Genomic DNA, 13,818 nt, shown 5'->3' on the forward strand with positions numbered 1-13,818 from the left:
ATGACTGACTTAAAAAATGTTTACAGGCAGAGAAAATTATCTAGATATAAAATAAAACTACAAAACTCATTATCGACTGAAAATGAAACACAAGAATCTAACCAGTCATCTAACCAGTTTTAGGATTCGCTGCATTGCTGTATTTCTTCAATTTGAATTTTTTTTGATGTAAATGTTTCTCTTGGGATAAATGAAGGTGATTTTATCTCTTTAACGTATGGTTAACTTATAGACGACTCTATATCAGCGAAGAAAGACGTGTCAATCAATGTTCTTATCAATAAAAGCTGAACACCCGCCTTTTATAATTTTTATCCTTAACCGGTCCTACTCCTATGCTCTTTCCGGGAAACGTGCTGAGGGTTGTCATAAAGTGCTGAACCTTATTCAGCCATCCAGGTTTATCGTTACAAGTCACTGTGGATCCGCCCGGCAACACCGCTGACGCAGTTGTTCCGAGCAGTATTAACACCGCTATGAGCCAGCATACGCGGTTCCTGTCGCGTGTTTTATCGTGATGGGCTAAATAGCTCAACGTAGTCTGTTCTCCCTCAATGGATGCCACTATGTAGAGCAGTCATTTAACTGTTTTTATTGTAGAAAAATGATCATCCATAATAATTGAAATAATTTGCAATAATTTTTTCATTGAGGGAAATACATATCTATAACAGGCTGGTAATACGTGTAGGTTCTCAATGAATTAGGTATGCGGCTCGTTGCATACCTGGATTTTTCTTTCTATACCCGGAGTTTACTTTTGGTTTCCAATATTTACCTCAAGCGATATGTTGGGGTTTGAGATTTTGTTTAAATTTTTATTATTTTTTTGATGTTATCAATACCGACACCTTCAAGGACGAAGGTTTCGGTATTTAAACAAAATTTTTTAAACATATTGGTGACAAGGAGGTCGTGATGTCAGAATATATACTAAATGATAGCAGTGTTATTATTTCCGGGCACATAGTATCGAATGAACCAATCTTGCCGGCAATGGGATATATTCATTTTGTCGCGGCCTCCCTCCTGGATAAAAAGCAGCGTGACCATCAGACTTCCCTCTACCCTTTTGAGGTAAAAGATGCCGTGTGGTTTGCGCCACTTGCTATTACGGAGGGCGCTTGCCGGGTCAATATTCATCTGGATACTGATGGGGATGACACTACCTATTGGATTACATCCAAGGTGCCGGGAAAAGCGATAAAACGTCATGCGACGGGGGTTGTTTTCTCGGGTTTAAACAATCCGTCTGGTTTGAATAAAAAATCGTCTACGAACAAGGCTGAAGCACCTGCCTTTCCGCTTCCTGATACTGCATCCCACACGTTTACTCACCGACTGAACCGCGATGAAATTTACCGCTTGTTTCTGGCTGGCGGAATCGACTACCGGGAACAGTTTCAGTGTCTGGACGAGCTTCACTGCAGTCAGGATCTTTTTTGGGGGCGGATCGTGGCTGATGAAGCGAGTCTGACCAGCCTTCCTTCCCCTTACATACTCGATGCCGCAATTCAAACGGTTTTACTTGGTGCCAGAGAAACACGGGGGCGTGATTATCAACATCAGGTTTATGTCCCCTTCTCGTTGGAAAACATCGTGATTCACACACCGTTGACGCCAACGTGTGATGTGTTTGTCGTACCCAGACAGGCCGTTGCAGACACGCCCGAAAAGGGCATTTTTGATGTGTTTTTAGCTAATAAGTCGGGAGAGATACTGGTGGAAATGAAAGGATTGCATATTCGCTCATATCAAAGAGCCGAACAACGTGAGCAGGCGACGGAAAGAGAACCCCTGACAGACACCTCATTAGGGCTTGGTCAGCAAAATCAAGCAGGGAGTGTTGCTGGTCAATCATGGGCGATTGCGGCGACTTTCACCGCAGAGCCGATCGCTGAACCGTTGCAAGTATGGTTCTCCCGCCTGAACTGGAACGATCAAATTACATTTGCGCCATACAACCAGGTCTATCAGGAACTTCTGGATCAACAACGTTTACTGGCTACGAATACCGAAGGGGTAAACACGATTATCTGTCGGTTAGAAGATCTGGTTGCCAATGGCCCAGGCATGACGTCCTCAATGAGCATGTCCCCGATAACGACGACCTCAGGAAAAAGTGGGGTACCTCAGGTTTCTTCGGCGCAAATTGATCATCATTTGACGGATTGTGAACGCGTTGTGCTGCCGAACGGTATGGAAGTGGCACATCTGAAATCCTATGAAACCAGCTATCTCTATGAAGAGATTTTCGTAGAGAAAACATACGTGAAACACGGCATTTCTTTTCAGCCTGGCGACGTGATAGTTGATATTGGCGGCAACATCGGCATGTTCTCTCTGTTTGCTACAACCCAATGTCCTGATTTACGTATTTTTTCTTGCGAACCTTCACCGATTTCTTACGCCATTCTTCGAAAAAACCTCGCATTGTATGCGCCTCAGGCGAAAGCGTTGCAAGTGGGTATTGCCGACAAGGACGGGGAAGCCGAATTTGTTTTTTACCCGAATTCATCGGTCTGGTCAGGGTTTCATACCGATGAAACGGAAGATGCCGAAGCGCTGAAAAAATCAATGGAAAATGAAATGACCAAGCGTTTCGCTGAAACGGATAGTGAAGCTATTCGGGAACACTTGGATACCATGATCAGTGAACGTCTGCAAAAACAAACCTATCAGGTTCAGATGCGTTCGTTAGCCAGTATTATGCAAGAGCATCATATTGAGGCTATCGATCTGCTGAAAGTGGATGCTGAAAAATGTGAATGGGACATTTTAAGTAGTATTGCTGATGAAATATGGCCGAATATTCGTCAAGTTGTCGTTGAGGTTCATGATAAAGAAGGTACAACCGCGGACAACATAGCCCAGTTACTGCGAGATAAAGGCTTTGAACTGGCGATAGTTGAAGAAGAGATGTTGAAGTCTTCAGGTTTATCCAATTTTTATGCCAGACGTCCTGTTGCTCAGGCTGACAATCAACATCGCCTCACTCCATTTGAGCAGGGGATCCACGATAACTTTAAGGAACTGCTGACTCTGGTCAGGGAGACACAAGGTAGCCGTCGGGGGCCGACGCTCTTTGTGCTTTGTCCACCATCGCCAGAAATGCGGGAACGATTTTCTACCGATCTGCTTGAGAACATGCCCCAGATGATGCAACAGATTCTGGGGGATAAGACGGAGATTATCAGCCTTGATCTGAACCGTGAGTTGGCGGCTTATGGTATCACCGACTATCACGATGCCGTTCGTGATGAGATGGGACATATTCCTTATACACCCGAGTTTTTTGAGGCCATCGCATCGGTTCTTGTGCGTCATATCCATGCCTTCCGGCGTCCCCCTTATAAAGTGATCGCCCTTGATTGCGATAACACACTATGGTCTGGCGTGGTGGGTGAACAAGGCGCTGAAGGCATCAAAATCGATTCGAATTATCGTGCGTTGCAACAGTTCATGTTACGCCAAAAAGAGCAAGGCATGCTGTTATGTCTGGTGAGCAAGAATAGTCATGAGGATGTTAAGCGGGTATTCGACACTCGTGACGACATGATTTTGCAATGGCATGATTTTGTTGACACAAAAATCAACTGGAATGCCAAGTCCGATAATCTCCAACGTCTGGCCAAAACCCTAAATCTGGGCCTGGATAGCTTTATTTTTCTGGATGATAGTCCGATTGAATGCGCCGAAGTTTCGGCTAGCTGCCCACAGGTATTAAGTTTGCGTTTGCCCGAGCAGAGTGACGATATTCCAGGATTTCTTACTCATGTATGGGCCTTTGATCAGGTGCGTCACCAAACGAATGAAGACGCAAAACGTACCCATCTGTATCAGGAGCAGGTTCAGCGTGAAGCGTTCCGCCAGAGTGCATTTAGCATGGAAGCGTTCATTCGAGGACTGGATCTTGACATTACCATTCAGCCTGCGACGCAAGACCAGGCTGAGAGGTTGTCTCAACTGACACATCGCACCAATCAGTTTAATTTTGTCAAAGCGCCATACTCCGTTGCCGATATTCTTGCCAGAATTCAAAGCCCAGAGCAGGGTTGTCTGAGCATCAGCGTCGCTGATCGATTCGGTGATTATGGTATTTGCGGTGTGTGCTTTTTCTCCGAGCGGGAAAATGTGTTATCCGTCGATGGGGGATTGCTCAGTTGTCGCGTGCTGGGGCGTGGTGTTGAATATCAGATGCTGAATGCTCTAGGTCGGAAAGCGCTGGAACGGAAGAAAGAGGGCGTTGAAATCCGATTTGTGACCAGTGATAAAAACAAACCGGCGGAAAATTTCCTGCGTAGTATCGACGCCATCCAGTCTGTACCAGAATCTTCCGGCGTGTGGACTTACACGATACCCGCCACGGTGTTGGCCGAACTGGTTTTCACTCCCTCATCACAGACGATCGCGTCGAGTAATGAAAGCGCACAATCTGAGTCTGTAACCGCTTCGCAGCAAAGGTTGCCGTCGACAGATACACTCCTGATGCAACAGATCGGTGATCAGCGTAGTCGATTACCCACTCTCCGGTCGGAATCGACATACGAACAGGCTGAGTGTCAACAGACAGAACAAGAGACAGTGCCGCAATCCGGCGACTTCGATGAAGACGCCATCCTGAACTATATCAACGCAACGATCGTGAAGAACGTGCTTGCGTGTCTGAAGAAAACGGTTGATATCGACGAGGCGAAAGCCTTTTCCGAGTATGGCGTTGATTCCTTTGCGGCAATTAATCTGGTGGTAAAACTAAACGGTGCCTTTGCGATAAAACTCCCCAGTACGGTGCTCTTCGATTATGGCTGTGTGAATGATTTACGCCGCTATCTGATGGAAAACTATCAGAATGCTATTGTCGCGCGTATGCAGTTGGAGCAGCAGCACAGCGATACTCAGGATGAGGTGACACCACGCAGCGAGGCCTGCCAGACAACACAAAGCCTGCAAAAAGCGGATGATACCCGCAAGGCGTCCCGGCCTGTCCATGATGATGATATCGCCGTGATTGGTATGTCCGCACGCTTCCCCGGCGTGGCGAATGTGGATGCATTCTGGTCCTTGCTACTGGAAGGTGGCAACTGTATTTCTGACGTTCCGGCAGAACGCTGGGATATTGCTGCCTATTTTGATGAAGACCGTACCAAGCCAAATAAAACGTATGGCCGATGGGGCGGGTTTATTGAAGATATTGATAAGTTTGATGCTTCTTTTTTTGGTATTTCCGGCAAAGAAGCCAAACAAATGGACCCTCAGCAGCGCTTGTTTTTACAGGAAAGTTGGCACGCGCTGGAAGATGCTGGATATGCCAACCGTGAAATAAAAGACAAAAAATGGGCGGTTTATGCCGGTGCCGATGCCGGAGACTATCAGGTTAACTTGCGCCAGCATGATATTCCACTCGATGCCTCTTCATTTATGGGGAACGATGCATCGATTCTGGCTGCCCGGATTGCCTATTTTATGGATATGAAAGGCCCGGCGATGGCGATCGATACCGCTTCTTCATCGTCGCTGGCTGCGGTTCACCTGGCGTGTGAAAGTCTGAAAAACGGCGCTGTCGATATGGCAATCGCCGGTGGTGTTTCCATCCATACCACTGCCAACTTCCACATTTTGTGTGCCAAAGCAGGGATGTTGTCGGCTGATGGGCGTTGTAAGCCTTTTGATCACCGGGCTGATGGTTTTGTGCCGGGCGAAGCGGTGGGGGTCGTGATCCTTAAGCGCTTGCAGGATGCGATCGACGATAAAGACCACATTTATAGTGTGATCAAAGGCTCGGCCATGAACCAGGATGGCAAGACGAACGGGATTACCGCACCAAGTAGCCGCTCGCAGACCGAGTTGATTTGCCAGGTATACGATGCGCTGAACCTCAGTGCCGACGATGTGACCTATATTGAAGCCCACGGCACCGGAACGAAGCTAGGTGATCCTATCGAGATCACCGCCCTGACGGATGCCTTCCACAGGCAGACCCAGCGTACCGGTTTTTGTGCAATTGGATCGGTAAAAAGTAACATCGGCCATTGTGTCCATGCTTCTGGGGTCAGTGCGCTGATCAAACTGCTGCTGTCTTTCAAGCATCGTAAGTTGGTTCCCAGCGTGAACTATGAAAAGCCGAATCCACTGATTCCCTTTGAGGACACGCCTTTTGTCGTCAATACCCAGGTTCAGGATTGGCAACCGAATTCTCAGGGGAAACGGATCGCCGCCGTGAGTTCTTTCGGTTTTAGCGGGACGAATGTTCATATGGTGCTTGAGGAATTCCGACCGTCGGACGTATCGGCAGTAAGCCGGTTCCCAGAATCGGATCCTGAGCCTGCGCTATTACTGCTTTCTGCCAGAAGTGAAGCGCAATTGCATGTCCTGGCACGGCAACTAAAAGCGTATATTCAGCAGCATCCGCATCTGACAGCCAATCGGTTGAAAGATATTGCTTATACGTTACAACTGGGACGTGAATCTTTAGGCCATCGTCTGGCTATTGCTGGGAAAAGTAATGCTGAGATCCTCACCGGGCTGGAAGATTATCTAAACCGGAATACATTTTCTCAAAGCTATCTTACCGGCATGGTTGCGCAGGGAGAGAAAAACAAGGGTAACAGCAGGCAGCAACAGGCAGACATCGATACATCTATTCAGCGGCGTGATTTACGTGGGTTGGCCGGACAATGGCTCGAAGGCCGACAAATCGACTGGGCTGCATGGTATCAGACCCCGTGCCAACGTGTGGCAGGCTTGCCGCTTTATCCTTTTGAGCAACAACGGTATTGGTTGCCAGAGGACGATCACGACTCGACACCGAATACCCTGAATAGCCAGGCAGCACGATCCTCCGCGGTCATGTCGGCAGACACTGAGCTGTCTGTATTGGCTGTGGCTGACCATCAAAACGCCGGTGAACGCGCGCAAGGCAAGCGGGTGCTGACTTCTTTGCAAACATTTCAGGTGGCCGCGCCATTTCAGGTTTCGAACCTAAACGCTGAAAACTCTCTGTTTCGTTTGACGGATGAAGGCCAGGGGATATTTTGCCTTCGGCTTCATGACGCGGATGGTCGCTCGCCAGGTGCGGGTTCTCCAGGAATGTCCCTGCTCAGAGATCTCCAGCGTCTATTCAATGAAATAAAAAATCGGACGGACATCAGCGTTCTGCTGATAAGCGGCGATGAACACCGCTTTCTCCCTGCTCTCGAAGAGGATGCCGACCTGTTTTTGCAAGAGGCGTTGTATCGGAGCGTTCTGGCGTTGCCGTTCCCCGTCATTGCTTCTGTTCCGGGCGATTGCCAGGGGTATGCGTGGCTGCTTGTCTGCCTGTGCGATTTTGCTGTTTTGAGTACCACAGGCCGTTATCAGTATCTCAGCCGGAAACAGCAGGTATCGCAGCAGTTGTATCATCTTCTTAGCGAGCGTTTTACACCCTCTGCGGCTCAGGTATTGCTGACCGATGGGCGGGGAATTGACGGGCTTTATCTGAAAGAACTGGGCTTGCTGATGCCGGTTTTCCCTTCGGCGGAGGTTGCCGCAGAAAGTCTGAAGCTGGCGCAGGAACTGGCGAGCGCGCCCAGAGAGGCACTCATTCAACTGAAGCAGCATTTGGCCGCCAATCTTATCCGTCAGTCTGTTGCATTGACAGAGAAGCCGGTCGCTTTTGACGCCGAGCGCGCGATCTCTGAATCTCATGAATCCGCTTTACTGACGAAAAACGAGTTACAGGCATTTGAGGCGGGTCAACTGGGATTACCTCCGGGTAAGCCGCGCAAGGTGGTGCTCAATTCGCCGGTTATCGAAGCAGAAGTCTATGACAATGGTGTTCTGCTGGTCCGGTTGTGTGAGCGGGAAAGCCGCAATAAATTCTCGAAAGCCTTTGTTGCCGGCTTTGAAGAAATCTTTGCGCATATTCACCAGAATCAGGCCTATAAAGTGGTGGTGCTTACCGGGTATGACCACTATTTTGCCAGCGGCGGTACGATGGAAACGTTGCAGGCGATCCAGAAGGGAAACGCGAAGTTTACCGATGAGAAGATCTTTGCCTTACCGCTGGAGTGCGATATCCCGGTCATTGCAGCCATGCAAGGGCATGGTATTGGTCCTGGCTGGGCGGTGGGCATGTTCTGTGACGAGGCGATTTTCAGTCAGGAAAGCGTCTATTATAGTCCTTATATGCGCTACGGATTCACGCCGGGAGCCGGGTCAACCCTCATCCTGCCCTGCCGTCTGGGTCTGGATCTTGCCAGAGAAATTCTGTTCACCGCCAGAGAGTATAAAGGTTTTGAACTTCGGACCCGTGGGCTCAAAAATCCGGTACTTGAACGTGCTCACGTGCTGCCATTTGCGCTGGCGGCTGCCAATGCTCTGGCACGAATGTCCCGAGATGAGCTGGTTGCCTGGAAGACACAGCGTTCGCGGCGCATCAGAAACCAAGTCGAAGCAAATTATGCGCTGGAACTTCGGATGCATGAGCAGACTTTTGTCGGCAATCAGGAAGTGCTGACTCGCATCCAACAGCATTTTAACCAAGGGCTGTTCAGCCAGCAGACGCCCCCCCGTGACCAGGCGCAGGCCAGTCATCAACGCGTTTTGGACGTTGAGGGGGTGAAAACGCCGGATTCAACGCGTGTCGTGCAGAAAGTACAAGACAGTAACGCTGTGTTTGAACAGGTTTATACCCTGTTACGCCGGATGCTGGCGGAAGAGTTGCAAATCAGAACCGAACATATTGAAAGTGAACAACCCTTTGTTGATCTCGGTCTGGACTCGATTACCGGCGTCACCTGGATTAGAAAAATCAACGCGGAATATGGGCTGACTCTCAATGCTGCCGAGGTGTACAGCTATCCCAATCTGAAGGTATTCACCGGGCTGGTGATCAAAGAAGCGGGGCTAAATACAGCAACGGGTGAACACCGGGAAACACACTGGGAAAGAGAGGCAAAGACGACTCCCGGCTCGGTACCGGCAGGGTTATCCGACGTCACCGTTGGCAGCGGCAAGGGTCGGGAAAACGCGGTTGATTCCCAAACACGCGCGAATACGCCCCCGGCAAGCATGCTGGCGTTTTTAAGCCAAACGCTGTCTCAAGAGCTACAAATCAACCCTCAGGCGATCGACCCCCATGTTGCGTTTATCGATTTGGGTCTGGATTCGATTACCGGTGTTACCTGGATCAGAAAGATCAACCAGCACTACGGGCTGAACCTGAATGCGGCTGACGTATACAGCTATCCAACATTACAAGAGTTCGCCGTGCTGGTTCAGCGTTGTTCCGGGTCTGGTCAATCTTCGTTGTCTGATGCTGACGTTTTTAGTGAAACAACCGTGCCCCTGCCGACAGCTTGCGATACCGCGGCTGAGTTTACGGCAGGTCGGTATCAGTCCTCGATACCGAGTGTCACAACGATGCGGCTGGCGACAGAACGTGCTGAGCCGCAGGGGGGAGCGACTCCCTGCGCTGAATACACTGAATCGGCTACAAGCCCAGCTCCTGCAGGGCACCCGGTGATCGCTATCATAGGTATGTCTGGTCAGTTCCCGAAAGCGAAGAATGTGCAACAGTTCTGGGAGAATTTGAGCAAAGGGGAAGATTGTATTTCAGAAATTCCGGCGGATCGCTGGGCGATTGACGACTTTTTCGATCGTAATCGCCAGACACCCGGCAAAACCTATTCCAAATGGATGGGCGTGCTGGAAGATGCAGATAAGTTTGATCCGCTGTTTTTTAATATTTCTCCCCGGGAAGCCGAGATGATGGATCCGCAGCAGCGGGTATTTCTTGAGGCATGCTGGGGGTGTATTGAAGATGCCGGGTACAATCCTGCTGATTTATCTGGTCGTCGGTGCGGTGTCTTCGTCGGTTGCGGGGAGGGGGACTACGACGCGCGCTTTGGAATGGAACTCAATGCACAAACCTTTATGGGCAATGCGATTTCCATTTTAGCGGCAAGAATTGCCTACCATCTGGATTTACAGGGGCCGAGTCTGGCTATTGATACGGCATGTTCGTCATCGCTGGTGGCGATTGCCTCTGCCTGTGACAGCCTGGTGCTGGGAAATAGCGATCTGGCCTTGGCCGGAGGGGTCTCGGTGTTGGCTGGCCCAAGTATGCACATTATGACCAGCAAGGCCGGAATGCTGTCGGAAGATGGCCGCTGCTTTACTTTTGATCAGCGAGCCAATGGTTTCGTCCCCGGAGAAGGTGTTGGTGTCGTGCTGTTAAAACGCCTGGAAGACGCGATTGCAGATCAGGATGTTATTCATGGCGTGATCAAGGGCTGGGGGGTGAATCAGGATGGTAAGAGTAATGGCATTACGGCCCCGAACGGCAATGCTCAGTCCCGTCTGGAACAGGCGGTATACACCGGCTTTGGTATCGATCCTGAGCAAATCCAGTATGTAGAGACGCACGGAACAGGAACCAAACTGGGGGATCCTGTGGAAGTCGTCGGTCTGAAACAGACTTTCGCTCAATTTACCCGCAAAGAGCACTACTGCGCACTGGGGTCGGTGAAGAGCAACATCGGCCACACGCTGAGAGCCGCCGGGGTCGCTTCGGTACTCAAGGTGTTGCTGGCAATGAAGAACCAACAGATTCCTCCAACGCTGCATCATCAGGAACTCAATGAGCACATTACGTTGGATGGCACACCGTTCTATGTCAACCGGGAACTCAGAGACTGGACAGTGGAGTCCGGTCAGCGGCGTCAGGCTGCTGTGAGTTCTTTCGGATTTAGCGGAACCAATGCCCATTTAGTCATTGAGCAATTCCCGACTGAGGGACTATCTGCGATAGAACCGTCTGCCAGAGAAATTTCAGCAGGAGAATATGTATCCCGCGATCCAGCGCTGATTCTGTTGTCGGCGAAAAATGATACGCAACTCAAACAGATGGCCGCCAATCTGCTGGCTCATGTGAGCGAATATGCTGATCGGATAGCGGAGAAAGGGGATAGCGCAGGGCATACAAACAGTGCAGAGCAGGCGCAAGCCTATCGCCACTCACTGGCTTATACCCTGCAAACCGGACGTGAAGCGATGAATGAGCGTTTGGGATTGGTTGCCCACACCCTTGATGAGTTGCAACGTAAGCTTGCAGCCGTTCTTGCCGGTGAGCAGCAGACGGTCGATTTACTCTATCAGGGAAAAAGTAAATCGCATCGTGATGCCTTGTCCGTCTTCGATGTTGATGAAGATATGCATGATCTGATTCAGGCATGGGCCAGTAAGGGGAAATTTGCCAAACTGCTGGAGATATGGGTGAAAGGCATGAATATCGACTGGGAGATCCTCTATTCCCGTGTGACGCCATCACACAGACCCAGACGGGTTTCTCTGCCAACGTATCCTTTTGCTCGTGAACGTTATTGGGTCGACATGCCGACCATGACGACAGAACGCTCTCGGAAAGCCTCAGAGGAGGCGGCTTTGTCTTCGGATGCAACGCTCGCGCCTGGCTCAACGGTTTCCGCTTCCGTTGTCAGTCATCCCGCATTTTCGCACAGCTCGGCCATAGTGGCCGAAGAGACGGCCAGCGTGTTTCAACAGGCTGGGCCGGTTCCGGCGTTACTTAACATTCCGGGGGATTTTTCTGCCTATGGGGACATGATGGCCGCCGGCGTGATTGCCGCTCAGACCCAGCTTCCCGGGCTACTTTTACTGGAGTTGGTGCGAAGTGCCTGGGAGCTTTCAACCCAGGGAAATACTGCAAGTCAGGAAAATACTGCAAGTCAGGAAAATATTGCCGAACTGAATTACATCCTGTGGGGGCCGCCAGCCCGTATGCAGGATGCCCTCAATGGTCATATTCAGACTTATATTTCCCGGGAGGATGATGGTTTCTATTTCCAGTGTGTGACTGAGCGTACGGGTGAATCCGTAACGCATAGTTTTGGGCAAATTGCCCTGAATGCTGCAGTTGGCGGCAGGGGCGACGCGTTGGATATCCGGGCGCTGGAAACGCAGTTGGACGCGCCCCATAACCATCAGATAACCCATCAAATCAGACAGATATTCGATGAAGACGGTCTGAAGAATCAGGCTTTGATTGAGAAAGTCGGTTTTGATGGCAAGCAGTTGCTGGTGACATTCAATTCCCTTGCGGAACTGCCTCGGCAGTTGAATGTGCCGACGTTCCGGCCAGTCTTGTTGACGACCTGCTGGCAGTTACTCTGCGCATTAAACCACTATTGTCATCCCCAGACGACATGGCGTACCCCATGGTATCCGTTCTCTCTGGATTCGATCGTCGCCTTTAAGCCGATAACAGAACGAGTGACGGTTTATCTCTCTCCTACGCCTGTAGGGCAAGAGTCTTTAATTATTACCGGCGATCTTCCCGGGTACGACCTGAGGTTATACGACGAGTCAGGTGTGCTGTGTCTGTGGCTCAGGAATTTAAAAATGGTGAAAGAAGAGGCATTGCTCACGCTCGAGCCGTCTGAGGTGTGATCGAAAAGGTGTTACTGACGAACAAACAGTACGGATAGCCAGCACGTTAAAAGGATCTCATGAATGAATAGACAAGGAAAACGAGTATGTATTATCGGTGGTGGCCCTTACGGTGTCAGTCTCGGTAAGGAGCTGAACCAGGCCGGTATCGATTACGATCTGTATGAAGCTGAGTCGGACTTTGGCGGAGTATGGAATGCTGGCAGCCGCTGTGGCCGTACCTATCCGTCACTGCATCTGATCTCGCCGAAGGTTAATACCCAGTATCCCGATTTTCCCATGCCGGAGGACTATCCTCATTATCCCAGCCATAAACTGATGCATCAGTATGTCTGTGATTATGCGAAAACGTTTGGGGTGTATGAGAAGGCGCATTTCAATGTTGCGGTGACCCGTATCGAGCCGCAGGAGGATGGCTGGCAGGTTGAATTATCGACGGGAGAGCGAAAGTTCTATTCTTTTGTGCTGGTCAGTAACGGTATGCAGCGGGAAGCCCGTTACCCTGAACCGGCCTATCCCGGTCACTTCTCCGGTGACATCATGCATTCTATCGATTACCGGACACCGGAGCGCATCAAGGGCAAGCGGGTCTTGATTATCGGTGCCGGTAATTCCGGCTGCGATATTGCCGTTGATGCGGTTCATCATTGCTCGGCGGTTTATCACAGTACACGCCGTGGTTATTACTATCAGCCGAAATTCATCAATGGCATGCCGACGCCGAGATGGATGGAAGGGCTGGGCAATAAATTTAACACCCGCGAAGAAACGCTGGCTTATATACAGCAGGTTTTTAAACTTGCCGGTTATGACGGTACCGATTACGGCTTGAAAAAGCCGGATTATCCGTTGGATGCTTCCCATCCCATTATGAACTCGCAACTTTTGTATTTTATTGGTCACGGCGATATCCAACCCAAAGGGGATGTGAGCGCTTTTCAGGGCCGTACGGTGACCTTTGACGACGGTTCACAAATTGAAGTCGATACCCTGATTTATGCGACAGGATATAACCGCCATTTTCCGTTTCTGGATAATAAATATCTGGAAATGAAGCAGGGTATTCCCGATTGCTTCTTACATATTGTCCCCAAAAACTTCGACAACCTGTTATTTATCGGCTACATCAACTCCGCCACCGGACTCGGTGTTTCCGCCCGCTCTCATGGTCTGTTTGTTGTGGACTATCTCAAGGCTTATTTCTCACAAGCCAAAGGGCTGCACGATTTCAGCCGGATGAAAAAAGAACAGGATCCTGACTTGGGGCAGAACTATTACATCGGATCTTTCCGACATCAGTGGGAAGTTGATCTGTGGAAGTTCCTTAAGTTATTGGCGCAGTACCGTGAAGTACTCAATGGAAGGTAGATAACG

General features: G+C 49.9%; 2 protein-coding genes. Both read left to right on the forward strand.

The window, feature by feature from the left end:
• Window positions 1–996: 996 nt before the first annotated feature.
• Window positions 997–12,444 carry an FkbM family methyltransferase gene (locus LF929_RS02335; protein ID WP_368678969.1) on the forward strand — a complete coding sequence of 3,816 codons (11,448 nt, stop codon included), beginning with the start codon at window positions 997–999 and terminating at the stop codon, window positions 12,442–12,444.
• 63 nt (window positions 12,445–12,507) lie between these two features.
• Entirely contained in the window at window positions 12,508–13,812 is a 1,305-nt protein-coding gene (locus LF929_RS02340) for an NAD(P)/FAD-dependent oxidoreductase (protein WP_210174661.1), read from the forward strand.
• The last annotated feature ends 6 nt before the right edge of the window (window positions 13,813–13,818 follow it).

This window comes from Dickeya oryzae (genome assembly GCF_020406815.2).
Classification (GTDB): Bacteria; Pseudomonadota; Gammaproteobacteria; order Enterobacterales; family Enterobacteriaceae; genus Dickeya; species Dickeya oryzae.

Excerpts from the sequence above, each read along its gene's own strand:
- LF929_RS02335 (WP_368678969.1), top strand. The coding sequence starts at position 997 with ATGGGATATATTCATTTTGTCGCGGCCTCCCTCCTGGATAAAAAGCAG.
- LF929_RS02340 (WP_210174661.1), top strand. The coding sequence starts at position 12,508 with ATGAATAGACAAGGAAAACGAGTATGTATTATCGGTGGTGGCCCTTAC.